Origin of the sequence: Paenibacillus glufosinatiresistens (assembly GCF_031470375.1) — a bacterium.
In the GTDB taxonomy this organism is placed as follows: domain Bacteria; phylum Bacillota; class Bacilli; order Paenibacillales; family Paenibacillaceae; genus Paenibacillus_AQ; species Paenibacillus_AQ glufosinatiresistens.
The window spans coordinates 68,939-95,165 of sequence record NZ_JAVFHT010000009.1; the positions used below are offsets into that span (position 1 = coordinate 68,939).

Below are 26,227 nucleotides of genomic sequence, written 5' to 3' on the forward strand. Positions count from 1 at the left end.
GAGGCTTTATGTCTATTTTTTTGAAGAACCGCGGCGCTCTGCCGATTCTGATGTTAAATCTGTTCCTGGTGTTCACCGGCATCGGTCTCATTATTCCGATCATGCCGAAGTTCATGAACGATCTGGGCATAACCGGCGGCCTGATCGGGCTGCTGGTTGCGACCTTCTCGCTCACCCAGTTTATTTTCTCGCCGCTGGCCGGAAGGCTGTCGGATTCCTTGGGACGCAAAAGAATGATCGTCTCCGGGATGGTGCTCTTCGCTCTCTCCGAGGGTCTGTTCGGACTGGCGTCCTCTCCGCTCCTGCTGTTCGTCGCCCGGATGCTGGGCGGCGTCAGCGCGGCGATGATTATGCCGGCGGTGATGGCCTATGCCGCCGATATTACGACCGATGAAGAGCGGGCCGCAGGGATGGGCTATATCAACGCCAGCATTACGACCGGTTTCATTATCGGGCCGGGGATCGGCGGATATATTGCCGATTTCGGCATCCGGGTGCCCTTCTATGCGGCGGGTGTCGCAGGCCTTGCGGCGGCGCTGATTACTCTGCTGATTCTCCGCGAATCGCGACGGGCCCCGGCTGCGGTAAGCACGGCTGCCGCTTCCGGGGAACCGGGGCCGCAGGAGAGGGGCGGCCTGCTGAGCCAGCTGCGGCAATCTGTGCGCGAGCCTTATTTTATCAGTCTGATTGTTGTATTCGTCATGTCCTTCGGCTTGGCCAATTTCGAGACGGTGTTCGGCCTGTTCGTAGATCATAAATTCGGCTTCGATCCGCAGGATATCGCCTTCATCATTACCTTTGGCTCCATTGCGGGGGCTGTCGTCCAGATGACGGCGTTCAGCTGGATTCTGAACCGGTGCGGCGAGAAGCGGGTAATTACGGTCTGCCTGCTGTTCGCGGGAATTTTTATTCTGCTGACGCTTCTCGTGAGCGCCTTCTGGATGATCTTTGCCGTTACTTTCATTGTTTTCCTGGCTATCGACATTATGCGGCCGGCGGTCGGAACTCAAATGTCGAGGCTGGCGCGGGATCAGCAGGGCTATGTGGCGGGTCTGAACTCGGCGTTCACCAGTCTGGGCAACATTGCCGGACCGATTGTGGCCGGGTACCTGTTCGATTTTAACCTGAACCTGCCGTATGTATTGTCGGGTCTGGTTCTTCTGGGCTGCTGCGTTCTGTCGCTGAGCATGCGGACCGGACGGGACAAGACGGCGGCCTCTTCCTGAACACGGCCCGCTGCGAAGAGCATAAGAGCGTCCATTGAAGCGATGGCGCCGGGAGAGTACCATAAGGATTGAAGTCGGCGGAAATGGCCGCATGACTTATATCTGGGATGAGTGAGGAATCGAGGAATGAAGAACAATCCGAAGCTGAAGGAAATGACGCTGGCCGAAGCCGAAGCCGTCCGGGTCCATGGCCGCACGACAGGCTCGCGGTCGCCCCTGACGCTGTTCTGGACGGGCAGCGGCGTAGAGATGAATGTTACCGGAACCGAGCTCTGGATCGAAGTAGAAGCCGATTATGAGACGTACGAGCCCTGGATCAGCGTCCTGCTGAACGGCGCGCCAATCAGCCGGCAGATGCTGACGGCCGGACGCCGCTGGATCTGCCTGTTCCGGGGGATGAGCGCCGGCTCCGTCAAGCATGTGCGCCTTTTGAAAGACATACAGGCGATGAGCGAAGATCCGGGTGCCCTGCTTCAAATTCATGCCCTCCGCTTCGACGGAGACCTGCTGCCGGTGGCGGACAAGCCGCTGAAGATTGAGTTTGTCGGAGACAGCATCACCTCCGGCGAGGGCGCCATCGGCGCGAGAGAAGAGATGGACTGGATTCCGGTCTGGTTCAGCGCCGTGCACAACTACACCGCCCTGACGGCGGAAGCGCTGAACGCCGATTACCGCGTGCTGTCCCAGAGCGGCTGGGGCGTTCTGACAAGCTGGGACAATAATCCCCGCAACCGCATGCCGCGCATCTATGACCAGGTCTGCGGGCTGCTCTCGGGCCGGAGGAACGAGGAACTCGGGGCGCTGGAGCCGAATGATTTCCGCTCCTGGCAGCCCGACGCCGTTATCGTCAACCTCGGAACGAATGACGAAGGCGCCTTTCATAACGCCGGGTGGCAGGACCCGGCGACCGGCGAGCGCCGCAAGCAGCGGCTGAACGAGGATGGAAGCTATAACGAAGAAGATCTGGGAACCGTGGAACAGGCCATTGAACGGTTCCTTGAACTGATTCGCTCACGCAATCCCCGCGCCCGGATCGTCTGGGTCTACGGCATGCTGGGGCTTGGACTCATGCCTGCCATTTACCGCGCGGTCGATGCTTACGGCAAGCGGACCGGCGACCGGAACGTATCCGTCTTCCAGCTTCCGAATATGACGGAGGAGACGGTGGGGTCCAGAGTGCATCCGGGGCGGCTCGCCCATGAGAGAGCGGCGCGGGAGCTGGCCGGCTACCTGAGAGGGATCTTGCCGCGGGCAGGCGGGGGAAGCGGTTCAGGCCGTTAACTTAGGGAAGGAACGACGAAGCGGCTCGGGGGGCTGGAAACAGCACCCCGAGCCGCTTTCTCTGCCCTTAGCCGTCCGCCCTTAGCCGTTCTGTGAAAGCGCCTCTAATTCTCTATGATATTGCCTCTAATTATACGGGTAGCTCCTCACTGCGGTTCTCGCTTACAATACGCTCGAGGAGATGATGACAATGTCCGCACCAACCTATTTTCCTTTTCAGAATCCTGACTTGCCTCTGGAAGAACGGGTGAATGACCTGGTCTCCCGGTTCACGCTGGAAGAAAAGGTAGATCTCATGATTCAATATCAGGCCGCCGTTGAACGGCTGGGCGTGAAAGCGTATAAGCACGGAACGGAAGCGGCGCATGGCATGGCCTGGCTCGGGGAGGCCACCGGCTATCCGCAGCCGATCGGCCTCGGATGCACCTGGGACACTGAACTGATGCAGCGCATCGGCAGCGCGATCGGCGATGAAGCGCGCGGCTTCTATAAGCGCAATCCCGAAATCAACGGGCTGACCCTGTGGGCGCCTACGGTAGACATGGAACGCGACCCGCGCTGGGGGCGGACGGAAGAGGCCTACGGCGAAGATCCGGTACTGACCGGGAAGCTGGCGTCTGCGCTCGTGCAGGGCATTCAGGGCGACCATCCCCGATATTTGAAAGCGGTTGCCACGCTGAAGCACTTTATCGCCAACAACAATGAGGTCGGCCGGGGCGACGCTTCGGTCAGCATTGATCCGCGCAACATGCGCGAATATTACCTCAAGGCGTTCGAGATTCCGTTCAAGGAAGGCGGCGCCCAGTCGATGATGACGGCCTACAATGCCATCAACGGCGTGCCGGCCAACCTGAGCCCGGATGTGAAGGCGGTGGTGAAGGAAGAGTGGGGCATGGACGGCTTCGTCGTCAGCGACGCTTTTGACGTGACGGGAACCGTCCGCGATCACGGCTATCTGGAGAGCTATAAAGAAGCCGTCGCCCGTTCGGTCAAAGAGGGCGGCATCGACAGCATTACGGACGACGGAGAGGCCATCAAGGCGGCGCTGCGCGAAGCGCTGGCCGAGGGTCTGCTTGCGGAGAGCGATCTGGACATCGCCCTCCGCAACACCTTCCGGGTCCGCTTCCGGCTCGGAGAATTCGACCCGGAAGCGGGCAACCCGTACGCGGCCATTGATGAATCGGCCATCCTGCGTCCCGAACATGCCGAGCTCTCCCGGGAAGCCGCGTGCAAAGCGGCCGTTCTGCTGAAGAATGAAGGCGGCCTGCTGCCGCTGCAGGCGGATCAGCTGGGCCAGGTGGCCGTGATCGGCCCGCTCAGCGGGACGGTCTACCGGGATTGGTACAGCGGCTCGCTGCCCTATGCGGTAACGCCGCTGGAAGGAATCGAAGCGGAGCTGGCCGAAGCCGGCAACCGTGCGGAGCGGAAGACGCTGTTCGCAGGCGGAACGGATCGCATCCGGCTGAAATCGAAGAAGACGGGCCGGTATGTGACGCTCGGTGAAGGCGAAGAGGCTGCGCTGGCGGCGACGGCGGAGAAGGCCGAGGACGCCGATATTTTTGAAGTGACGGACTGGGGCTGGGACAGCCATACGCTGATTGCCGAGAAGAACGGCAAGTATCTGACGACGGACGACCGGATCGTGAAGGCAGCGGCCGACCGAATCTGGGAATGGTTCACGAAGGAGGTCTTCCTGATCTCCGCCGTAGACGGTCAGCCGCAGACTGTAACCTTCTCTACCTGGAACGGTACGCCTGTAACGGTAAGCGGCAATTCGGGCGCTCTGCTGGTCGGCGACGGCAGGGCCGCTGAAATGGCGAATGAAATCAACGTAGCCGGCGCAGCGGAAGTCTCGGGCGAGAGAGCGGTAGCCGTTGCCGCCGACGAATTCGAAGTGGAAGTGCTGACCGACAAGCTGAAAGAGGCGAGAAGAGCGGCGAGCGAGGCGGACCTGGCGGTCGTCTTTGTCGGCAATCATCCGCTGATCAACGGCAAAGAAACGATGGACCGTCCCGACATTACGCTTCCGGCTTCGCAGGAAAAGCTGATTCAGGAAGTATACGCGGCCAATCCCAACACGGTAGTCGTGGTCATCGGCAGCTATCCGTTCGCGCTGAATTGGACCGATGCCCATGTGCCGGCCATTCTGTACAGCACTCACGCCGGACAGGAGCTCGGCCATGCGCTCGCCGACGTGCTGTTCGGGGCGTTCAACCCGGCCGGCCGGCTCAATATGACCTGGTACCGGTCTGTGGATCAGCTTCCCGAGTTCATGGATTACGATATTATTAAGCACGGACGGACCTATCAGTATTTTGAAGGCGACGTGCTCTATCCGTTCGGCCACGGCCTGTCTTATTCCAGCTTCCGCTACGAGGAAATCCGCCTGGACAAGACGGAGGCGGATGCGGAGAGAGACCGGGAGATCGAAGTGACCGTCCGGATTGCGAATACCGGCGGGCGCGCCGGTGAAGAAGTGGTTCAGCTCTACGGCCGGGCGGAGCAGTCCCGGGTGAAGCGGCCGCTGAAGCAGCTGCTGGCATTCCGGCGCATGCTCCTTCAGCCGGGCGAGACGGCCGAGGTGACGTTCACACTGCCGCTGGCAGAGCTGGCGATGTGGGATGTAACCCGCGACCGTTACTGGGTGGAGGCCGGCAACTATACATTCCTGGCCGGTTCTTCTTCGGCCAGCCTGCCGCTCTCTGCTGTGCTGAAGCTTGACGCTGAAGCGATCCCGCCGCGTAATCTGAACGAGGCGACCCGTGCCGTCAACTATGACGATTATGAAGGCCTGCAGCTCGGGGAATGTACGGAAGGCGGAAGCGCGCTTGAAGTGCGCAGCGGTTCCGGCTGGGCCGTCTACCGGGACGCCGATCTCGGCGAGGGCGCAGCGGCGCTGGCCTTCCGGGCGGCGGCAGACAGAGAGGCGTCGCTTGAGGTCCGGCTCGGCGGCCCGGACGGACGGTTGGCCGGAGAAATACGGCTGAGCGGAACAGGCGCGCAGGAGTGGCGCGATTATACCTGTGCGCTCAGCGGAGCAGCCGGCCGCCAGGATGTCTGTCTGGTGCTGAAGGGCGCTATGAGAGTTAGCGGGTTCCGCTGCTCGTAGCAGACGGAATTCATCAAGGAGAAGAGACAGAACCGCTCGGGTGCCAGCCCGAGCGGTTTTTTTGACGAAAAGTGTAAGATAGGGATACGGTCTTGCGTCTGTAAGGATGAAGGAGGTGGAGACCTGATGGAAGAATCAACCGGAGAGATGATGGAGCGCTGGTTCCGGGAGTACAGCGGAGAGGTCTACCGCTTTCTGGTCTATTATACGGGCCGGGCCGACCCCGAGGATCTCGTTCAGGAGACCTTCATTCGCGCCCTGCATGCGGCGGAAGAGACGCAGGTGCGCAACCCGCGCACCTGGCTGCTGCGGATTGCCCGCAATGCGGCGATCGACGAGAGCCGCAGGCGTCGGCTGACCGCCTGGCTGCCCGATACGCTGCTGCGTCAGGTGGCTTCGCGGGATCGAACGCCCGAAGAAGAGCTGGAGCTTGGCGAGGACAAGCGCGCACTGTATGAAGCGATCGGGCGGCTGCGGCGCAGCTACCGCGATGTGCTGGTGCTGCGCGGCATCAAGGGCCTGAGCGGCAAGGAGGCGGCCGAGGTGCTAGGCTGGAGCGAATCGAAGGTGAATGTGACGCTGCACCGGGCCATCCGGGCGCTGCGGCGGGAGCCGGAGGATCGGCAGAGAAAGAAGACCAAGGAGGTCATGCAGGATGCCGTCATACGATGAACGGACAATGCTGGAGGAGCTTCGGGCGTTCCCGGAGCAGAAGATGGCGGCCGGGGCGGAAGAACGGATTATGGAGCAGCTGCGGAAGCGGGAGCCGCAGGTGCGCGCCAGAGCGCGGCGAACCCGCAGCATGAACCGGGCGATGACCGGACTGCTGGCTTGCCTGGCGGTTATAGCGCTGATCGGGCTCGGTTCGTGGCTGCTGACTTCGGACCGTACAGAGACGGCTTCCCAGCCCGGCACGGAAGCGGATGCCCCTTACCGGAAGGCTGCCGAGCGGGAACTCCGCGAGCTTGGCCTGAAGGGTGAATATCAGTGGGAAGCGATGTTGCGGGACAGTGAGTTGTGGCTGCTTCGGACGTCAAAGAGCGAAGTTACGGCCATCTTCAACCCCGATGACCCGAAGCCTGCAAGCCTGTCGGCGACCGTTGCCGCCGGCAAGCTCCCGTCTGCGTATAAGTCTCAGAAGAAAGCGGCGGAGGCCGCGCTTCGGGAGGAAGGGCTGGTGAACACCGGCTTGCGGACCGTGGAGATTGTAAGAGGAGCCGGAGAGACCGTGCTGTATTTCCAGATGAACGAAGGCAATTATGTCGGTGTAGACCGTGACTCGGGCTTTGTGGTCAGCAGCCGTCTGGCCTTCAAGCCGGAAGCCATGAATGCGGAGCTTCAAGCGGCTGCGCTCCGGGCGCTGGAGCCTCTGGCCGGCGGCCGGGCGCTGACCTTCACTTCAGCCGAACGAACGGTGCAGAAGGGCCAGCCGACCCAGTGGCAGTTTACCAATGAGGACGGGCATTATAGGGTCCTGCTGACCGACGGGCCGATGCGGATTCTTCAGGTCCATTATCCGGAAGAGACGCTCCGCATCCGTTCGGCGCAGGAAGCGCTGAAGATAGCCGGGCCGCTCATCCGGGAAATCTTCGGCACGGACACAGCCGGTTACGGAGCTTACGGCGGACGGGATATCGGCGGTTATGTGTTGCAGAAGAAAGGCGAGCCGTCTTTCTCGGTGCTGCTGAGAGACCTTGACGAAGGGTCCCTCCTTGGATTGGTACGCTGGGACCCGCGCTGACGGCTGCGGACGGAAGACAGCCGTCAGCCGATAATCAGACAGCCGGGAATTTTGGCTGATCGCAGACTTAAGCCGGCAGCTGACCATCGGCAGCAGAGCGCAGCTCGCGCGCCAAGAGAGCGCCGGAGATAGAGAGCGCAGGATATCTGGAGCGCAGGATATCTGGAGCGCACCAAAAAAGCCGTCCCGAATGGGACGGCTTTTTTTGATGCTGCCGGATACCCTGCATCCCCGGCAGCGTGATCGAAGATGATGAAGGCGGCGAAGAATAATTGTGAAGTCAGGCTTCCATCTTCTGCGCTGTGTAGAGACGGTGATACAGCCCCCGCTTCGCCAGCAGTTCGTCGTGCGAGCCGGATTCGGCGATGCCCTTGTTCGAGACATACATGATCCGGTCGCAGTTCTTCACCGTGGAGAGACGGTGCGCGATAATGAAGGAAGTCCGGCCTTTCAGCAGCTCGTTCAGCCCCTGCTGGACCAGCCGCTCCGTCCGGGCGTCGATCGACGAGGTGGCCTCGTCGAGAATGAGAATCCGCGGATCGGCCAGCAGCGTCCGGGCGAACGAGATCAGCTGCCGCTGTCCTTGGGAGAGCTTCGAGCCGCGTTCATTGACCTCGGTCAGATAGCCGTGCTCGAATTCGCGGATGAACTCGTCGGCGCAGACCGCTTGGGCGGCGGCGACCACTTCTTCCTCGGTGGCGTCCAGCTTGCCGTAACGGATATTGTCCAGAATCGTCCCCGAGAATATAAAGCTGTCCTGCAGCATGATTCCCATCTGGCTGCGCAGGGAGCGCAGCGTGACCTGCGAAATATCGTGCCCGTCGATCCGGATTGCGCCTTCTGTTACATTGTAGAACCGGGAGATCAGATTCACGACCGTTGTCTTGCCGGCGCCGGTCGGTCCGACCAAGGCGACGCTCTCGCCCGCTTTTACGTCGAAGCTTAAATGCTCCAGGATATTGAGGCCCGGATCGTAGGCGAACGTCACGTTGTCAAAAGCAACGTCGCCCCGCACCGGCGGGAGCGCCTTGGCGCCCGGAACGTCGGTGACGGTGACCGGCTCGTCAAGCGTCTCGAAGATGCGCTCCAGATAGGCGACGGCATTGATGAAGCTGTTGTACAGGTTCGACAGGTTGAGAATCGGCTGCCAGAACCGGGCGGCATAGCTGCTCATGGCAAGGATGACGCCGAAGCTGACTTCGGCGGGTCCGAGCGCGAGCAGCCCGACCAGGAAGATGGCGGCTGTTACGAGCGTGGACAGATTGTCGACTGTGAACGGAATCAGCAGGTTATAGCGCAGCGCGCGCATCCATACCGTGCGGAAGCTGGCCGCGAGCCGGGTGAAGATGCCCTCGTTATGCTCTTCGCGGGTGAAGATCTGGGTTACGCGAATGCCGCTGATGCTCTCCTGCAGATAGGCGTTCAGATTGGAGCTCTTGTTCGAGACGGCCTGCCAGGCCCGGCGCTGCCGGGTCTTGATCAGCAGCATGACGGCCAGGAAGACCGGCAGTCCGGCCAGAATAATGAGCGACAGCTTCACATTGACCGCGAACATGAAAGCGGCGATGAAGATCAGGTTGACGATTTCGAGAATGAAGTTGATGATGCCGTTGGACAGAACGTCCGACACGGAGTTGACATAGTTGACGACACGGATCAGGATTTTGCCCTGCGGCCGGTCGTCGTAATATTTAAAGGGAAGATCCTGCAGATGCCGGAACAGATCGCTGCGGATCTCAAAAATAATGTCCTGGCCGACCCGGGTCATAATCCGCGAGCGGATCGTAGCCAGAATGACGCTGACCACAATGGTAACCAGCGTCAGCGCCGACCAGCCGATCAGCGCCCCGTGCGCCTTCTCGGGAATCGTCACATCCACCACATGCTGGAGAATCAGCGGAGCCGACAGTCCGATCGCAGCCGAAAGGGCGCTCAGTGTGAAGGCGAGAATCATCGGCTTCTTCTGCTTGCGGATATAGACCATGGCCCGCCGGAAATGCGCCAGGTCAAACGGCGATTCCAGATCCTCGTCGACATCGAATCTATTTCGTGCCATGCTCGCTCACTCCCCTTCCGATGCCTTCGTTCTGCAGCTTGAATACTTCGTAGTAATACCCGCGCTTGGCCAGAAGCTCGGCGTGGGTGCCTTCCTCAATCAGACGGCCGTTCTCCAGAATGAGAATGCGGTCGGCTTCCGCCGTCGTGGAGACGCGCTGGGCGATAATGATTTTGGTGCACGGATATTCCAGCCCGCGGAGACTCTGCTGGATATGCTCTTCAGTCTCCAGATCGACGGCCGAGGTCGTATCGTCCAGAATCAGAATCGGCCGCCGTACGGCCAGCGCGCGGGCCAGCGCAATGCGCTGCTTCTGACCTCCCGAGAGGCCGACGCCGCGTTCGCCCACAATCGTGTCGTAGCCTTCCGGCATCCGCACGATGAAGTCATGGGCGGCGGCCAGCTCGGCGTAATGCACCGATTGTTCCTCGGACAGCTCGGGATCGCCGTAAGTAATGTTGCCGTCGACCGTATCCGAGAAGAGCAGCACATCCTGGGTAGCGACGCCGATGTTGCCGCGGAGCTCATCGAGCTCCAGCTTCCGGACATCCATGCCGTCTACGAGCACCCGTCCCTTCGTCGTATCGTAGAAGCGGGGGATCAGGTTGACGAGCGTCGTTTTGCCGGCTCCCGTAGCTCCCATGATGGCGACCGTCTCGCCGGGCTGAATCGTGAAGCTGAGATCATCGAGCACCGTCGACTGGCCGTATTGGAAGCTGACATGGTCGAATTCGATCTTGCCCTCATAGCGGCGCTTGTTCCCGGCGCTGTGGTTATTGACGATGCCGGGATGGGCATAATACACTTCGATAATCTTGTTCAGGCTCGCCGAGAAGCGCTGCAGATCGTTGATGATGATGCCGATGTTGCGCATCGGATTCGACAGGCCCCAGACCAGGGCCGAGAAGGCGGAGAACTCGCCGAAGGTCAGCCGTCCGTCCATGACGAGGAAGCCGCCGACGAGCATCAGAATCACGTTGAATCCCTGGGCGAAGGTCTCGAGGTATGGAAAATAATCCAGCCACACGAGCGCAGCCTTCTTGTTGGCGGTCGAGTAATTGATGTTCTTCTCATTGAATTTCTGCATTTCGAACTCCTCGCGCGCGAACGCCTTCACCACGCGGTTGCCGGAAATGTTCTCCTGCGTCGTGGTATTGAGCTGGGAGAGCCGCTCGCGCAGGTCGATATACATCGGACGCACGCGCTTCGCGAACAGATAGGCGACCACGAAGATCGGCGGAGACAGCACCAGCAGCCACAGCGTCAGCTCGGCGTCGATCGTGAAGAAGTAGACCACGGCCGCCGCAAAAATCGTCAGCGACTCGATAATCGTCTTGATAATCCACGCCATGGAGTGCCGGACCATATCGAGGTCGCCCGTCATCTTGGTCATGAGATCGCCCGTCCGGTTGCGGTCGTAATACGCCATATCCTGTTCCTGGATTTTGTTGTACAGATACACGCGGACACGATAGAGCATATTCTGCGACGAAATTTCATACTGCATGGCCGTCACATAGGCAAGGCCGGTGCGAAGCAGGGAGAAGCCGACCATGGCAAGGCAGAGGCCGATCAGCAGTCCGCGCTGGTCGGTCAGGTTGTGCATGGCGTTGTCTCCGGTGAGGAAGGTATCGACGACCCGCTGGCCGAGGTAAGGATTGACAATGGTCAGCGAGCAGCCGATTACGGAGAGGCAGAGGCCCAGGATGTACCGCGCCCGGTCACCCTCCAGATTCTGCCACAGCCATTTGAACTGGAACATGCGATCACCCGATTTCTATTATTCTATCCAATCGACAAACTATGGAGATTATACCACACTGACGCGAAAGCGCAGCCAAACGATATTACAAAATGTAGGTCGGAAGGGGGAGGCTCCGCGCCGTTTGAAGGCAGGGCATACGGGTTACAGTAATGAAGAGTCCAGCTTATCAAGAGGAGGTTACGTACATGATCGATCAATATACGCTTCAGAACCCGGTTACCCAATACCCGAAGGCCAGTCCCCGGATGAAGCAGCAGCAGCCGAGTCCGGGACTGGAGACGGAAATGGCGCCGAAGCCCGACGCCGGCGAGCAGAGCTACCGCGGCACCGGCCGCCTGGCCGGGCGCAAAGCCATCGTCACCGGCGCCGACAGCGGCATCGGCCGGGCGGTAGCCATTGCTTATGCCCGCGAAGGCGCAGACCTGGTCCTCTCCTACATGCCGGAGGAGGAAGCTGATGCCAAGGAGGTTATCGAGCTGATCAAGGCCGCCGGCCGGAAGGCGATTGCCGTTCCGGGCGATCTCAAGGATGAGGCTTACTGCGAGCAGTTGGTGGAGACGGCGGTGAAGGAACTCGGCGAACTGGATCTGCTCGCGAATATAGCGGGCAAGCAGGTGTTCGTCGAGAACATCGAAGATCTGACCACGGAGCAGTTCGATGCGACATTCAGAACGAACGTCTATTCGATGTTCTGGCTCTGCAAGGCGGCCATCAAGCATATGAAGCCGGGGAGCACGATTATCAACACCTCGTCGATCCAGGCGTACAAGCCGTCGCCGGGACTGCTCGATTATGCAACGACCAAGAGCGCAATCAACACATTCAGCAAGGCGCTGGCCCAGCAGGTCGCCGACAAGGGCATCCGTGTGAACGTGGTGGCCCCGGGGCCGGTATGGACGCCGCTCCAGGTTGCCGGCGGCCAGCCGCCGGAGGCGCTGCCGAAGTTCGGCGAACAGACGCCGCTCGGCCGTCCCGGCCAGCCCGCCGAGATGGCGCCGGCCTATGTGTTCCTGGCAAGCGCCGAATCGAGCTATGTCAGCGGCGAGACGCTGAATGCGAACGGCGGTACGCCTACGCCGTAAGCCAAGCGGCTGGTTCATCCGCCGCTCGTTCAGCTTTCAAGAAGCCCCAGCTCCCATATAACGGGAGTTGGGGCTTCTTTTGTCTTTTTGTCCCGAAATCTTCACTTAATTTCCAAGGAATGTGCGCCCATATGAACAGGTATAAGGTAATATAAGGAATGTGGGGGCCGGGTATTTCGAAATAGGAAACTGGTCTTACATATATAGAACAGGAGCGATTGTGCATGTATATTCAATTGAAGAACAGCGTAGGGGTGCTCAAGACGGCTAAGATTGGGTTCAGCTGGACGACATTCTTCTTCGGTTTTATTCCGGCATTGATCCGGGGTGATCTGAAATGGGCAGCGATTATGTTCATTTTTGCCGTAGTGACAGGCGTCTTCACGCTTGGGTGGGGCACCTGGATTCCGAGCCTGATCTTCTCGTTCTTCTACAATAAGATCTATTTGAAAGAACTTCTGGAGAAAGGGTACGTGCCTGCCGACGACATGGCGAAGTACCTTCTCCAGGAACGGGGCATCATTGCAGCCTAAGTTTTTTAAATAAAAAGCGGACGTCTCCCCTTTCGGGCGGATGTCCGCTTTTGCTAATTCCTTGCGTTACAACAGCTCTTTCGCCAACAGCCGGTACACATTTAGCCGGGCCTCTTGGTCGAACTGGTTGCTGTTGATCATGATTTCGTCAAAACCGTACAGTTCCTGCCCCTGCCGGAGTTGCTCGGCAATCTCGCGGGGTGTGCCGACCAGATGCAGCCTCCGGTTATGGGCGATCATGGCCCGGTCCATCTCCGTCAGCGGATAATCCTGCGCTTCCTGCGGAGACAACGTCTGGCTGAGTCTGCCCTTCATCAGGAACAACCGGGACAAGTCAATCGGTCCGGCCAGCCATTCGGAAGCGGCCCCGCGGGGAAGTGCCTGTCAGCCTGTCGGCGGACAGGGAACCAAAGATTCAAGACCTGTTAAATTAATCCGTCCGCGTCCGATATAAAAGTCATGCGTCCAAAGTAGGAGAGGATGCAAATACATAGATGAGAGAAGGCTGGGGATAAGGTGAAGGACAAACTGAAAGGGCTATGTATTGGGGTAGTGGCCGGAGCGCTGCTCACCGGTGGATCGGCTTATGCCGCAACTAACGTCAAACTGAGCGTGGTGATGGAGAATGTGAAATTTATGTTTGACGGTGTGCATAAGCAGACTGCGCAATCCATTGTATATAACGGACAACTGTACGCCCCCGTTAAGAATGTAGCCCAAGGCATGGGAGAGAGCTTCTCGTACGACGGGAAGACCAAAACCGCTTGGATCGGCGCCAAGCAGGGCGCGTTCAAATACTTGGATGAAATTTCATACGCCCGGATGGATGGCGATAACTCCAAAGGAGAAATTTACTTCAAGAATTGGACAAATCCGAGTGGGTTGAAGTTCACGATTGCGGACCAGAAGTTTCTTCACGGAGTCGGCTCTATCCTCGACGCGCCTTACAACGGCAAGGACTTCCGGAATTCTATCGATTATAATCTGAACGGCAAGTATAAGCGGCTGAATGCCCTTGTCGGGGTAGATGATTATACGAAGAACTCCGACAATCAAGGGACCATTGCCATCTATGGAGACGGCGTGGAGTTGTACCGGAGTGAGAGTCTCAAAGGCGGGGATTTAGCCAAAGAAATCAACGTGGAGCTGACGGGTGTGCTTAAGCTTCAGATTGTATTCGAGACCGCTAAAGACGAAGCGGAGCAGCTGGATCTCGTTCTGGCAGACGCCAAGCTGTTCTAGCAGCCAAAAGACAGGAAGCAGACAAGCGGACAACCGGGCGTTAAGCCTGGTTGTCCGCTTGTTCTATGAGAAAGGCCCGTTACAACAGCTCTTTCGCCAGCAGTCGGTACACATTTAGCCGGGCCTCTTGGTCGAACTGGTTGCTGTTGATCATGATTTCGTCAAAACCGTACAGTTCCTGCCCCTGCCGGAGTTGCTCGGCAATCTCGCGGGGTGTGCCGACCAGATGCAGCCTCCGGTTATGGGCGATCATGGCCCGGTCCATCTCCGTCAGCGGATAATCCTGCGCTTCCTGCGGAGACAACGTCTGGCTGAGTCTGCCCTTCATCAGGAACAGCCGGGACAAGTCAATCGGTCCGGCCAGCCATTCGGCTTCTTCCTTCGTCCCGGCAACGGTAACCGCATAGGAGACGCTGACCGCCGGCTTCTCCATGAAATAGGAAGGCTCGAAGTTCGAGCGGTACGCTTCGAGAATATCCCGGGACAATTCTCCGTTGAAGAATTGGGCGAACGAATAGCCGACGCCGAGCCTTCCGGCGCGAATAGCGCTGTTGCCGCTGGAGCCGAGCAGCCAGGCTTCGGGAAGCGTCACTTCGGCAGGCGCGGCGACCACGCGGGAGTAGGCCGGGTGGTTCGGTTTGCGGTCGTTGATAAGCTGAAGCGTGACATCCAGCTTGTCGTACAGGTCGCTGTGCACATAGGGCCGTCCTTCGGCCAGCGCCTGGGTGGCGATCGGGTCGCCGCCGGGAGCGCGTCCGGCCCCGAAGTCGATCCGCCCCGGAGCCAGGGCGCTCAAGGTCTTGAACACCTCGGCCAGCTTCAGCGGCGAATAGTGCATAATCATGACGCCGCCGGTGCCGATGCGGATGCGCTCCGTCTTGGCCGCCAGATAGGCGGCGGTCACTTCGGGGGCCGAGCTGGCGAGAGAGCGGCCGTTGTGATGCTCGGCCAGCCAGATCCGGTGATAGCCCAGCTCGTCCCCGAGCCGAGCCAATTCGACCGAATGGCGCAGCGCGTCGGTTGACGTGCTGCCCTGCGGAATAGGGGCTTGATCCAGTATACTGATTCTCATGCGATTTCATCCTTTCGGCTTGTATTGTTGACCCACAGCCGCAGGCCGTTCATTTCTTCCATATATTCGCCGCCGCACATGGAGTCGGCCAGAGAGGCGATCGTTTCCCGTCCCAGAATGGAGCGCCAGGAGGCTTCGGCCTCGTCCATCAGGCCAGACAGCCGGCAGCTGCAGCCCTCCTTGCGGGGCCGCTCCAGCATGTCCTCCAGGGTGCCGCGCGGGGCAAAAAGCGACTGGCGGCCTTCCACCGCCAGATAGACGTCGTAGACAGTAATCGAATGCGGTTCCCGCTTCAGGCGGAAGCCGCCCTTGGCGCCGGGCGAGGATTGGACCAGCCCGGCGTCTACCAGCCGGCGCAGCAGCTTTTGCATATAGGTAGGAGAACCGCCGAGCCGGGAGCCGATGGCTTCCCCGGGCAGCACGGCTTTATCCGGCAGCAGGCTCAGCAGCAGCAGTGCATAGACGGCCTGTTCGACTCCGGTCTTCATCTGCATAACATCACCTTCTTGCTCTATAATCTGTACAACCCGGATAATTATTATCCACGTTACTAGTATAACAAGAGCGCGGCAGTTATTCCAGCAAGGGGACAGGCGAGGAATTGAGCGAATGAAAGTCGAATAAATGAAGCATTAGAATATAGAGGAGGGATTGGGATTGGAGAGGAGAGAAGGCCCTGAACGGAGGAGAGGGGACGGAGAGGAACCGCTGCGGCTGGTACGTCCGTCCGGGGAATACCGGGAAGCTTATCTGGACTTCTACCGGGAATGGAAGGAGAGCGGCGAGACGATTGTCCCTTGGGTGGTCGACCGTGACCCCGTTGATTTTGAAGCGTATCTTTTGTTCCTGGAAGGAATGGAGAAACGGGAAGGACTTCCGGAGAATTGGGTCCCTTCCAGCACCTTTTGGCTGGTTGGCCGAACAAGGAGGATTCTGGGAGCCGTCAATCTTCGCCATGAGCTGAATGAGTGGCTGCTTCAGAGCGGCGGACATATCGGCTACGGAATTCGTCCCTCGCAGCGGGGACGGGGATATGCGGCCGTTCAGCTTGCTCTGGCGCTGGAACAGGCCCGCGAACGGGGCATTCCCCGATGTCTTGTGGTCTGCGACCGGGACAATCTTCCGTCGGAGCGGACGATTCGCCGCTGCGGCGGGGAGCGGGACGAGGATTATACCGAGGAGGACGGGAACGTTATCCGGCGGTTCTGGATCGGAACCGGGGGATGAGAGATTGCCGCGATTTCCAAAAGCACCATTGACAAAAGATGGATATCTGTTAAACTGAACCTAACAGATCCCACCACGCCTCTTAATAATGCGTACCACGGTGGGCCTTTTTATTTTTAAGGAGACTAAACAGATGCCCCCTGAAAAAGTTTCCGTTAAACCTCCAGCGACTTTTAAAGAGCAATTACAGATTTTAAGAACACGAGGAATAGTCATCAGTAACGATCAGTTGGCCTTGCAGATGCTCGAGAAAATTAATTACTATCGCTTAACAGCTTATGCACTTGAGTTTAAGAAGGATGATCATTATATCGAAGGTACAACGTTTTCTCGTATTTGCTCTCTCTATGAATTTGATCGTCAACTTCGCTATCTGCTGATGGGCTTAATCGAACAAGTTGAAATTGCCTTTCGCACTCATATATCCTACTCTATCAGTCATACTTATGGTTCTCTGGGTCATCTGGAGGCATGTCATTTTAAGGATGAGTTTTTTCATAGTAAGTTTTTGGAGAAACTAGATAAAGAGTATCGACGTTCGAATGAGATTTTTATCAAACATCATCTTTGCAAATATAATGGGGTCATTCCTGTGTGGGTAGCTGTTGAGGTTCTATCCTTTGGGGATTTGTCCAAGCTGTTTGCAAATATGAAGAATGTTGATAAAAATCGAATTTCCAAGGAATACTATCAAATCCCTTTTGATTACATAGAGAGCTGGCTGAAGTGTCTGTCAGTTATACGCAATATCTGTGCTCATTATGGGAGATTATACAATAGGCCTTTGACTAGCAGACCGAAGTTAGATTCCCAAACGAGACGCTTAGGACTTGATTCAGCTCGTATCTTTGCACCCATTCTTGTATTAAAGCAGCTTACCTTGGATTACGATCAGTGGACAAATTTTATTACACATTTGGAAGCATTGATCCATAGATTCAATGAAGACATTCATCTCGCTCATATTGGTTTTCCTGATAACTGGGAGTCACTGCTAAGAAATTAAAAGGCAACGTTCTCTTTACAAGAGGACGTTGCCTTTTCTGTGATTGACTAGCTGTGCCGCTCTAATGATGTGGAAACATTATTATTACTGACAGGCTACCCCGTCCCCGTCGCGGTCCAGCCTGCGCGAATAGCCGGGCTCTCCGCGCCGGAGCGGAGCGGCGCCAGCGGCGCGGACGGCATCGCAGTTCGCATAGGTCACTGTTCGGGCGGACGAAGCGGAAGGGGAGCGGTCTGCGGCTGATGGCCGGGACGAACCGGCCTTGCCCGGCGCGGCTGTCTGTTTCGGTGCTGCCGATTGCTGGGGCTCGGCCGCTTCGGTTGCCGGATTACGGCCGGCTTCGCTCTCGTCGAAGCCGCGGTCCGTCGCATAGTCCTCCATGCTCCAGATGCCCCGCCGCTGCGACCGGGCGCGGTCCTGGAGGCGGCGGAATTCATCCACGTACTTGACGTTGGGCGGGTATACGGCAACGCGGGCCAGTCCTTCGGTCAGGAGCAGCTCGTTGAGCATGCTCCCGTCCTGGAGGTAGACGTAAGCGAGCAGGCGGCCGTAGCGGTCGCGTTCGGCGGCGTCGAATTCAAGCCGGACCTGTGCGTTCTTCAGCTTGCCTGCCGTATAGGCGCTGGCTTCCGGCCCGAAGGGCTGCACCGGCTTGGTCGGATGCTTCGTCTCGGGCGTATCGACCAGGAGCAGCCGGATTTTCTCGCGGGAGCCGTCAGCCATCTCGGCCGTAAAGGTGTCGCCGTCGGTTACCGCCACGACAGTGGCCCGAAGCGGGTCGGGTCCGCCCGTCTCCGGACGGCTTAGCCAGAAGACGGCCAGCGCGGCGAGCAGCAGACAGGGAAGAAGAATACGAAGCGTGCGAGACAATGGAAATCTCCTTTCCGTAACAGGGGATCGAATGTTCCTATGGTAGCATAGTCAGGGTTTTTACTGAAGTGTAAGTGCGAAAATGCAAGACAATATTCGACAAAAGTTCTAAACAAAGCCTGACATTTTAACGAATTATGGTGGATTCTAGGTCCGAAGTTCGGCTTTATTCATTCCCTATCTTTACAAATTGCGGTATGATGAATGGGAAAGAATAACTTGGCTGGTATTGGAGAAGGGATCAGGGATCGTCACATGTACAATCGTATTCATATTTTAAATCACCGGATTCGTTCTGTGGCGATTTATCTGATTGGGCTGTCATTCATCGCCGGAGCGGCGATCAATTATGTTCTTCAGTATCATTTGAAAGATGGCCCCCTTCACGCCGTACTGCTCAACAGCGGCATTCTGATTCTGCTGGGAACCTTGATTATGGGAATCTTCTATTCCGGTCTGCGGTCCAGAACCGTGCTTGTCGGCATTATCATTGCGCTCTCCATCCCGATTATCACGCTCCGGTTCGCCGACTGCGCGGGTGTTACGATCTGGGCATTCCCGTTCCTCTTTCTGATTCTGATGATGGTGGTGACGAATCGGGGAATCTTCGCCCTGCTGAGTCTGTCGATCCTGACAACCCAGATCCTGATGTGGGCGGTACAGCCGAAGCTTACGGTCGAGATCAACGGCGCCGATCATTTGGGGCGGATCGCCTTTTTTGTTGCCGGAATTATTTCGGCGTATTTTGTCAATAAAAGTTATACTGAGCGGCTAAGAGAGAATCACGAGCAGCTTCGGCAGATCGAGAAGCTGGCCTACCGGGACCATCTGACCGGCCTGCCGAATCTGGTCCAGTTCAGTCGCATACTGGAGGAGCGGCTGGCCCAAGACGCGTCCCGGCGCCAGGGGGCTGCCGTGGTGCTGTTGGATGTGGATGAATTCAAGCTGATCAACGATACATTGGGACATGACAAAGGCGATCGGCTGCTGCTGGAGGCGTCCAAGCGACTCGTCGGCACCGTGCAAGGCGCCGAAATGGTCGCCCGCATGGGGGGCGACGTGTTTCTCGTGCTGCTGGAGCTGGAGCCCGAGCGGATGAAGGAGCGCTATGAAGCGCTGCTCCAGTGCTTCCGCACGCCTTTTCAGATTGACGATCAGGAGATTGAGGTCACAGCCAGTGTCGGGGTAACGGTCTATCCCGAGGATGGAGTCACGGCCGCGCAGCTGACCAAGAACGCCGAAATTGCGATGTACGAGGCCAAGAACCGCGGCAAGAACCAGATCGCCGAATGCACGCCGGCACTGCGCAGCAAGGTGGAAGTGACGGTCGGAATGATGAGACAGCTTCTGCGCGCCCAGGAGCGCAACGAGCTGGAATTGTTCTACCAGCCTCAGGTATGCTGCGGAACCGGAGCGGTCGTCGGCCTGGAAGCGCTGATCCGATGGCGCCATCCCGAGAAAGGAATGATTCCGCCGGGACTGTTCATCCCGGTGGCCGAGCAGACCGGGCTGATTCTTCCCATTGGGGAATGGGTGCTGCGCACCGCCTGCGAGCGCAACAAAGCCTGGCAGGACGCCGGCCTTCCGCCGGTACGAATCGGAGTCAATCTCTCCGTTCGCCAACTGCAGAACCCGGGCATCGTCGATACGGTCAAGGCTGCGCTGCGGGATTCGGGTCTTGAACCGCGCTATCTGGAACTGGAGATTACGGAGAGCGTCGTCATGAAGGGCACGGATACGATCGACACTATCAACCGCCTGAAGGAACTGGGCGTATACATATCCATCGACGATTTTGGAACCGAGTATTCTTCGCTGAACTATTTGCGCAGCCTCGACGTAGACCGGATCAAGATCGCCATGCCGTTCGTGCAGGGCGTGGAAGAGAGCCGGAAGGACCGGGCCATTACGAAGGGCATTATCGTGCTGGCGAAGACGATGGGCCTCGGCGTCATTGCCGAGGGCGTCGAGACCCGCACCCAGCTCGATTATGTCACCGAGCACGGGTGCGACGAAGTGCAGGGATATTATTATTACAAGCCGCTTCCGTCCGCCGAAATGGAAGAGTTGCTTCGCCAGCAGGGACTGAGCGAACGGCTGGTAACGCTGGGCCGGACCGGGCATTCAGCGGATGGATCGGCAAGAAGCTAGAATACAGACAGGGAGGCCTAAGCATGCTGCAATCTTTACTTCAGGAATATTTAACGTTGTCGGAGTCGCTTCGTCCCGGCTATACCGCCAGTCTGGGCCAGGGCGGTCCGGAGGCGGCCGCGAAGCTGGAGGCCAGCGTGCCGGATGCGCCGGAGCTGCTCCGCGTGATCTACGGAACCGTTAAGGGGACGGACAGCGGACTGGAAGAAGCCCGGCTGATCGAATTTATGCCGGGCTACCGGCTGATTCATATCGACGAGTACGAGGCGGAACGCAGAGCCTTGGCGGCTGTGCTCCGGGACAAAGGCGTCGAAGGCGGCGAGAGGCTGCTGCCGGTGCTTGCGAACTACGGGGGAGACTATATTTGCTGGATGAGGGATTCGGAAGGCGCAGAGCGCCTCTGCGATGTTTTGGCCGATTACGGCGATCCGATGATCATGTTCGATTCTCCGGAGCTGTTCCTGCGGACGCTGTGCGCGTTCTACCGGGAATCCGTCTATGCGGCCGATGAGGAGGGCTATCTCGACAGCGATCTGATCCGCGAAGGCGAGGTGGCGGCGGAGCTTAATCCGCAGTCGCCTTACTGGACCGAGCAGGAGCTCGGGGAATAGCAGCCGGCAGCCTGAGGCCGACTCGCGGCAACGGAGTTCGGCATGCCTTACAGGAGCAAGACCGTGTCATACCGAATCGCAAAGAACCTGCCGCCCGGAGAGGCGGCAGGTTCTTTGTGATTCAGTAGAGAGGCGCCGGGGACAGACCGGACCGGCCCGGACCCCGGCAAGGGATCAAGCGTTATAGCGCTCGCGTTCGCGCAGCTCAACGCGGCGGATTTTGCCGGAGCTGGTCTTGGGAAGATCCTCAATGAACTCAATCCGGCGCGGGTATTTATACGGCGCGGTCCACTCCTTGACATGCTGCTGCAGCTCCTTGACCAGCTCGCTGCAGGCGTCCTCGGCCTGGCGGAGAACTACAAAGGCTTTGACGACATGGCCCCGAATCTCGTCGGGACTGGCTACAACGGCGCATTCCCGAACCTTCGGATGCTTCATGAGCGCTTCTTCGACTTCGAACGGTCCGATTGTATAGCCGGAACTGATAATAATATCGTCGCCCCGGCCCTGGAACCAGAAGTAGCCGTCCTCGTCCTTCGCGGCCCGGTCGCCGGTGATGAAGAACTCGCCGCGGGTGGCTCCGGCTTTGCGTTCAGGGTCCTTGTAGTAATTGTGGAACAGGGCGGGCATGGAGACATGCACGGCAATGTCTCCGACTTCTCCGGCCGGAAGCGGAACGCCGTTCTCATCGACGACTTCGATGAGTCCCGGAGCCATTGCTCTGCCCATGGAGCCTACGCGCACCGGAGTGTCCGTCAGCGTGCCGATCAGCAGCGTGCTCTCGGTCTGGCCGTATCCGTCGCGAATGGTCAGATTGAATTCGCGCTGGAAGGTCTCGATGACCTCGCGGTTCAGCGGCTCGCCGGCCGAGACGGCGCAGCGCAGCTTCGAGAGATCGTAGCGGCCGAGGCCGTCGAGCTTGGCCATCAGCCGGTATTCCGTAGGCGTGCAGCAGAGAACGGCGACGCCGCCGTCCTGAAGCAGCTGGAGGTAACGGTGCGGCTGGAAAGTGCCGCTGTAGACGAAGCCGGTCGCCCCGTTGCCGAGCACCGCAAGGAACGGGCTCCAGATCCACTTCTGCCATCCCGGCGCGGCGGTGGCCCAGACGACATCGCCTTCGCGGATGTCGAGCCACTGCGGCGTCGTAATCCGCAGATGGGCATAGGCCCAGCCGTGGCTGTGTACGACGGCCTTCGGATTGCCGGTCGTGCCGGAGGTGTAGGCGAGAATCGCCATATCGTCCCGGTGGGTATCCACGGCAGGCCGTTCGGCGGGCTGCCCCTCCATCAATGAGGCCAGATCTGTCCAGCCGGGAGCCGGCTCTTCCTCGCTGTCATCGAGCATCGTCAGGCGATGCGCAAGGGCCGGCAGATCGTCGCCGATCCGGTCCACTTCGCCGCAGACGCGGGACCAGGAGATGACGGCCCGGGCTTCGGAGTGGCGCAGCCGGTAGGAGAGATCCTTGGCGCGCAGCATTTCCGAAGAAGGAATAACGGCCAGCCCGAGCTTGAGGCAGGCCAGATAGACCACATAGGCCGTGATGCGCCGCGGAACCATAACCAGCACGCGGTCGCCTTTGGCCAGACCCAGCTCCGCCAGTCCGCCGGCCAGCCGGTTGGCCCGGCTCACCAGATCGCCGTAGGTGATCTCTTCGCGCGTCCCGTCCTCGCCCAGCCATTTCAGCGCCGTTCGCCCGGCCGGATGGCGTTCCATCTCTGAAGTGAGATTATAGCGCTCCGGCGCAATCCATTGCTCTATATTCAATTGAATTCATCTCCCGTAGTCGTAGGTATAAAATCGCAGTTACGTTGCTATTATAGCACGAACTTCTAGTACCAGGTTCTAAAGGTATGAACATTTCATGTAACCCCGGCCCCGAGGCTAAGGGTTGAACCTTCGTTCTTTATAAAGTACGATGAGAAGGACAGGTCTGCGAACGGCGAGCGGACCGCAAGCGATGGAGGGAATTATGGCGGCAATTAGCGGAATGTTTGCGCTCGGGAGGGCGTCCGGCGTAGAATGTGCCAAGGCCGGCGCGGAGATATGGAGCCGGCTGAACGGCTACAGGTTTGACCGAACCGGAGAATGGGGAGGGCCAAGCGGCTGGATGAGCTGCGGGCTGGTCTTCAATACCCCCGAATCCAGACGGGAGCGTCTGCCGTTCAGCCGCGAAATCGGCGGACGGCCGCTCGCGATCACGGCGGATGCGATTATCGACAATCGCAGCGAACTGCTGGAGCAGTTCGGTATTTCATCCGGCGACGCGCTCCTGACTCCCGACAGCGAGCTGATTCTGAGAGCCTATGCGAAGTGGGGAACGGACTGCGTGCGCCACCTTATCGGCGACTATGCGTTTGCCGTTTGGGACAAGAAGGCGGACCGGCTGTTTCTGGCCCGGGACCCGATGGGCTCCCGGAGCTTATACTATACGCACAGCGAGCAATTTATAGCTTTCTGTACGCTGGAACGGCCCCTGCTGGGGACCTGCGGATACAAGCCGGAACTGAATGAGCGCTGGATTGCGGATTTCCTGGCCATCGAGGGCATTCCGCATGAGACCCAGTGCGAAGAGACAATATACCGCCACATTCTTCAGCTTCCGCCCGCGCACTATGCCGTCGTCCAGGGCCGGCGGCTTGAGGTGGTTCGTTACTGGGATTCGCTGCGGGATATCAAGCCGGTGCGCTATGCCGCCGACCAGCAGTACGTTGAAGCGTTTAACCGGATATTTGAGGAGGCGGTGGCCTGCCGTCTGAGAAGCGCGGGAGAAGTGGGCATTTTTCTGAGCGGGGGAATGGACTCCGGTTCGATTGCCTCGGTGGCCGCTCCGCTGCTGGAACGCGAGGGCCGCAAGCTGTACGGCTATACGTCCGTTCCGCTGGCGGAATTCAAGGAGCAGCAGCCCAGCACCGTGATCTATAATGAATCACCGGAGGTCATGGATCTCGTTCGGGCCTATCCGAATATCGAGCCGTATTTCTCCAGTCTGCCGGGCGAGAGCAGCTTCAGCAGTATCGACGAATTGCTGGCTGCCCTGGAGCACCCCTACAAAATCTTTCAGAACGGCGGCTGGCTGCTGTCCTTCATGCGGGAGGCCTCCGGGAAGGGCTGCACGCTGATGCTGAACGGCCAGACCGGCAACGGAACGATCTCCTACGGTGTATTCCCGATTCATATGAAGACCTTGTTCCGCCAGGGCAGATGGCTGTCCCTGCTGCGGGAGATGCGGGCGGTCAGCCGGCAGAAAGGGGTGCCGGTCCGTAAGGTGGCGCTCCGCACACTCCCGGTCCTGGTTCCCTATCGGCTCAAGGCGTGGAAGAACCGCAAGGCGCTCCGCCGCTTTGACCGCTACGAGCAGGTCCCGGTATCCCGAAGCCTGGCGGCCAAGTGGTCGGTGGCGGACCGCTTGGACCGGATGGAAGCGAACCTGCCGCCGATCGAGGATTATCCCGACTACGGGGAGGATCAGAAGAGCAGAGCAGACCTGCTCGCGCTGGCGCACATCGGAGCGATCGAGACGAAGCTGTCGCTGGCAGCCCGGATTACGGTGCGCGATCCTTCGCGGGACCGCCGCGTCTACGAGTTCTGCATGGGCATTCCTTATGACCAGTATGTCAAAAATGGACAGGACCGGCGGCTGCTTCGCCGGGCCATGGAAGGCAAGCTGCCCGATTCCATCCGGCTGAATACGGATTCGAAGGGCGTGCAGAGCGCCGACTGGCTGTTCCGCCTCGGGGCGGACAAGCCGGCGCTGCTGCGGGAGCTTAGCAGGGCGCTGGACGAAGGAGAGGTCCTGCCGTATGTGGAAGAGGAACGTCTTCGGGCAGGGCTCCGGCTGGAGGAAGGCCGTTCAGGTCCGATGGACGATTCGTTTGCCCGCATGGCATTGACTACGATTATTCTGGCAAGGTTCATTCAGAAGTTCAATACACCCAGGAAGGAAGAAGCCGAATGATTCCTACGAGCAGTTATGAATATCGCGCATTTGGTCTGAACATTGCTTCCGCCATCCGGCTGGACGGTCTCTTGCCGTCTTCGGGAGAACCCGATGTGCAGATTCGGGAAGGGCGGCTTCCCGTCGAGATTCCCGGGCCCGAGACGGAACCGGCCTGTGCCCGGATCGGCGAAGACGGCTTTGCTTTTCGCGTGCCGGAGATCGGCCGCTTCCTCGTCACCGGCGATTCGATTCTGGTGGAGAAAGACGAGCGGAACGGTACGGACTCGCATCTGCTCTTCGTATTGGGAACCTGCATGGGAGCGCTGCTGATGCAGCGGAGCCTGCTGCCGGTTCACGGAAGCGCGCTGCAGGTCGGGGACAAGCACATCATCCTTACCGGCGAATCGGGAGCCGGCAAATCGACGCTTGCCGCCGCATTCAACCGGCGCGGCTATTCCTTCCTGGCCGACGACGTGTCGGCCTTGGAGGAGAAGGGGGACGGCTCTTTTGAGATTGTCCCCGCTTTTCCGAGGCAGAAGCTGTGGCGGGATACCGCCGAGCATTTTTTTGGCAGCGCGGAAGGGTTGGAGCGGATTCCGGGCTCCCGGGACAAGTACCATGTGCCGATGGAAGGGCTCTTCATTACGGAGCCGAGACGGGCGGATGCGCTCTTTCAACTGTCGGTTCATGAGGGGGACGACGTGCGCGTAACACCGGTAACCGGGCCGGACAAGCTAGCCATTCTGATGAACAATGTCTACCGGCCCGAGATTGTCGGCATCTTCGGAAGGGAGCGGGAGCATTTCCTGAAATGCGCCCGTCTGGCGTCCCGGCTGTCCGTCTACAAAGTGGAACGCCCGGCGGCAGGATTTACGGTGGAACAGCAGATCCGCGCCATCGAGGAACAGCTCAATCAAGGGTGAGCGAACCCTCTGTTCTTTATAACGATCAATTTGTCTTGATTTTTGGAAATAAATGAGGTATCGTAAGCACAACGATATTGCTTGACTCCCAGGCTGCTATTGCAGAACTGCCGGAGAGAGCAATATACGAAATTTAGGAGGTGAAAAGGATGACGAAAAAAGCTTGGCAGAAACCGCGTGTTGAAGAACTGAAGGTGAGTGCCACAGAGTACGGCACCAAAATCAAGGTTAACCCTGACGCTCAATTCGCTGACGGTAAAGGCAACATCTTCTATTCCTTCTCCTAATGATTCGAAGCAACGACAGCAAAGGAGCGTATGTGGATGCACATCCACATACGCTCCTTTTTTTAGGTTCCGCCTCCGAAGGCGGCAGATGCCGCGCAGGCGTTCCCG

22 protein-coding genes are annotated in these 26,227 nt (G+C 58.8%); 15 read left to right on the forward strand and 7 right to left on the reverse strand.

Annotation, left to right across the window (positions count from 1 at the left end):
- The first annotated feature begins 8 nt into the window (after nt 1-8).
- The 5 genes from RBI05_RS11685 to RBI05_RS11705 all read left to right on the forward strand — a co-directional run bounded on the left by RBI05_RS11685 (nt 9) and on the right by RBI05_RS11705 (nt 7,357).
- A complete protein-coding gene (locus RBI05_RS11685) occupies nt 9-1,226 on the forward strand; it encodes an MFS transporter (protein WP_310551239.1) in 1,218 nt (405 codons plus the stop codon).
- 126 nt (nt 1,227-1,352) lie between these two features.
- Nucleotides 1,353-2,507 (forward strand): SGNH/GDSL hydrolase family protein, encoded by a 1,155-nt coding sequence (locus RBI05_RS11690; protein WP_310551240.1) that lies wholly within the window; start codon nt 1,353-1,355, stop codon nt 2,505-2,507.
- A 190-nt stretch (nt 2,508-2,697) separates the two neighbouring features.
- Nucleotides 2,698-5,616: a glycoside hydrolase family 3 C-terminal domain-containing protein gene (locus RBI05_RS11695; protein ID WP_310551241.1), complete on the forward strand. Its 2,919-nt coding sequence runs from the start codon at nt 2,698-2,700 to the stop codon at nt 5,614-5,616.
- Nucleotides 5,617-5,742: 126 nt separating this feature from the next.
- A complete protein-coding gene (locus tag RBI05_RS11700; RefSeq protein ID WP_310551242.1) occupies nt 5,743-6,288 on the forward strand; it encodes an RNA polymerase sigma factor in 546 nt (181 codons plus the stop codon).
- The gene (locus RBI05_RS11705; protein WP_310551243.1) at nt 6,272-7,357 is read left to right on the forward strand and encodes a hypothetical protein; all 1,086 of its coding nucleotides are present in this window, start codon (nt 6,272-6,274) and stop codon (nt 7,355-7,357) included. Before RBI05_RS11700 ends, RBI05_RS11705 begins: the two co-directional genes overlap by 17 nt.
- Nucleotides 7,358-7,637: 280 nt before the next feature.
- On the opposite strand, the gene RBI05_RS11710 is transcribed toward RBI05_RS11705, so the two are convergent.
- Both RBI05_RS11710 and RBI05_RS11715 read right to left on the reverse strand, forming a co-directional pair.
- Complete coding sequence (locus RBI05_RS11710; RefSeq protein WP_310551244.1) at nt 7,638-9,413, reverse strand: ABC transporter ATP-binding protein; 1,776 nt, start codon at nt 9,411-9,413, stop codon at nt 7,638-7,640.
- Nucleotides 9,400-11,175: an ABC transporter ATP-binding protein gene (locus RBI05_RS11715; protein ID WP_310551245.1), complete on the reverse strand. Its 1,776-nt coding sequence runs from the start codon at nt 11,173-11,175 to the stop codon at nt 9,400-9,402. The genes RBI05_RS11710 and RBI05_RS11715 overlap by 14 nt, the downstream gene beginning before the upstream one ends.
- A 188-nt stretch (nt 11,176-11,363) precedes the next feature.
- Here RBI05_RS11715 and RBI05_RS11720 point away from each other — a divergent pair, with 188 nt between their 5' ends.
- A complete protein-coding gene (locus RBI05_RS11720) occupies nt 11,364-12,260 on the forward strand; it encodes an SDR family oxidoreductase (RefSeq protein ID WP_310551246.1) in 897 nt (298 codons plus the stop codon).
- A 224-nt stretch (nt 12,261-12,484) separates the two neighbouring features.
- Complete coding sequence (locus RBI05_RS11725; RefSeq protein ID WP_310551247.1) at nt 12,485-12,793, forward strand: DUF2628 domain-containing protein; 309 nt, start codon at nt 12,485-12,487, stop codon at nt 12,791-12,793.
- A gap of 66 nt (nt 12,794-12,859) precedes the next feature.
- On the opposite strand, the gene RBI05_RS11730 is transcribed toward RBI05_RS11725, so the two are convergent.
- Entirely contained in the window at nt 12,860-13,126 is a 267-nt protein-coding gene (locus tag RBI05_RS11730; RefSeq protein WP_310551248.1) for an LLM class oxidoreductase, read from the reverse strand.
- A 183-nt stretch (nt 13,127-13,309) separates the two neighbouring features.
- Between RBI05_RS11730 and RBI05_RS11735 the strand changes: the two genes are divergently transcribed.
- Nucleotides 13,310-14,035 carry an NPCBM/NEW2 domain-containing protein gene (locus RBI05_RS11735; protein WP_310551249.1) on the forward strand — a complete coding sequence of 242 codons (726 nt, stop codon included), beginning with the start codon at nt 13,310-13,312 and terminating at the stop codon, nt 14,033-14,035.
- A gap of 79 nt (nt 14,036-14,114) precedes the next feature.
- Here the strand turns inward: RBI05_RS11735 and RBI05_RS11740 are convergent, their stop codons facing one another.
- A complete protein-coding gene (locus tag RBI05_RS11740) occupies nt 14,115-15,107 on the reverse strand; it encodes an LLM class flavin-dependent oxidoreductase (protein ID WP_310551250.1) in 993 nt (330 codons plus the stop codon).
- Nucleotides 15,104-15,601: an RrF2 family transcriptional regulator gene (locus RBI05_RS11745; protein WP_310551251.1), complete on the reverse strand. Its 498-nt coding sequence runs from the start codon at nt 15,599-15,601 to the stop codon at nt 15,104-15,106. Before RBI05_RS11745 ends, RBI05_RS11740 begins: the two co-directional genes overlap by 4 nt.
- Nucleotides 15,602-15,764: 163 nt before the next feature.
- On the opposite strand from RBI05_RS11745, the gene RBI05_RS11750 reads away from it, so the two are divergent.
- Together RBI05_RS11750 and RBI05_RS11755 are read left to right on the forward strand one after the other, a co-directional pair.
- Nucleotides 15,765-16,334 carry a GNAT family N-acetyltransferase gene (locus tag RBI05_RS11750; RefSeq protein ID WP_310551252.1) on the forward strand — a complete coding sequence of 190 codons (570 nt, stop codon included), beginning with the start codon at nt 15,765-15,767 and terminating at the stop codon, nt 16,332-16,334.
- 133 nt (nt 16,335-16,467) lie between these two features.
- Complete coding sequence (locus RBI05_RS11755; RefSeq protein ID WP_310551253.1) at nt 16,468-17,340, forward strand: Abi family protein; 873 nt, start codon at nt 16,468-16,470, stop codon at nt 17,338-17,340.
- An 84-nt stretch (nt 17,341-17,424) separates the two neighbouring features.
- Here RBI05_RS11755 and RBI05_RS11760 read toward each other — a convergent pair whose 3' ends face one another.
- Nucleotides 17,425-18,210, reverse strand: coding sequence for a thermonuclease family protein (locus tag RBI05_RS11760; protein WP_310551254.1), 786 nt, complete (start codon nt 18,208-18,210; stop codon nt 17,425-17,427).
- Between the two features lie 255 nt (nt 18,211-18,465).
- Here RBI05_RS11760 and RBI05_RS11765 point away from each other — a divergent pair, with 255 nt between their 5' ends.
- Together RBI05_RS11765 and RBI05_RS11770 are read left to right on the forward strand one after the other, a co-directional pair.
- Nucleotides 18,466-20,361, forward strand: coding sequence for a putative bifunctional diguanylate cyclase/phosphodiesterase (locus RBI05_RS11765; RefSeq protein WP_310551255.1), 1,896 nt, complete (start codon nt 18,466-18,468; stop codon nt 20,359-20,361).
- A 23-nt stretch (nt 20,362-20,384) separates the two neighbouring features.
- Nucleotides 20,385-20,972: a hypothetical protein gene (locus RBI05_RS11770; protein ID WP_310551256.1), complete on the forward strand. Its 588-nt coding sequence runs from the start codon at nt 20,385-20,387 to the stop codon at nt 20,970-20,972.
- 174 nt (nt 20,973-21,146) lie between these two features.
- Here RBI05_RS11770 and RBI05_RS11775 read toward each other — a convergent pair whose 3' ends face one another.
- Entirely contained in the window at nt 21,147-22,685 is a 1,539-nt protein-coding gene (locus tag RBI05_RS11775) for an acyl-CoA synthetase (RefSeq protein ID WP_310551284.1), read from the reverse strand.
- Nucleotides 22,686-22,941: 256 nt separating this feature from the next.
- Between RBI05_RS11775 and RBI05_RS11780 the strand changes: the two genes are divergently transcribed.
- The 3 genes from RBI05_RS11780 (at nt 22,942) to RBI05_RS11790 (ending at nt 26,119) form a co-directional block, all read left to right on the forward strand.
- The gene (locus RBI05_RS11780) at nt 22,942-24,927 is read left to right on the forward strand and encodes an asparagine synthase-related protein (protein ID WP_310551257.1); all 1,986 of its coding nucleotides are present in this window, start codon (nt 22,942-22,944) and stop codon (nt 24,925-24,927) included.
- Nucleotides 24,924-25,832, forward strand: coding sequence for a hypothetical protein (locus RBI05_RS11785; protein ID WP_310551258.1), 909 nt, complete (start codon nt 24,924-24,926; stop codon nt 25,830-25,832). Before RBI05_RS11780 ends, RBI05_RS11785 begins: the two co-directional genes overlap by 4 nt.
- Before the next feature lie 149 nt (nt 25,833-25,981).
- A complete protein-coding gene (locus RBI05_RS11790) occupies nt 25,982-26,119 on the forward strand; it encodes a paeninodin family lasso peptide (RefSeq protein WP_150459574.1) in 138 nt (45 codons plus the stop codon).
- The last annotated feature ends 108 nt before the right edge of the window (nt 26,120-26,227 follow it).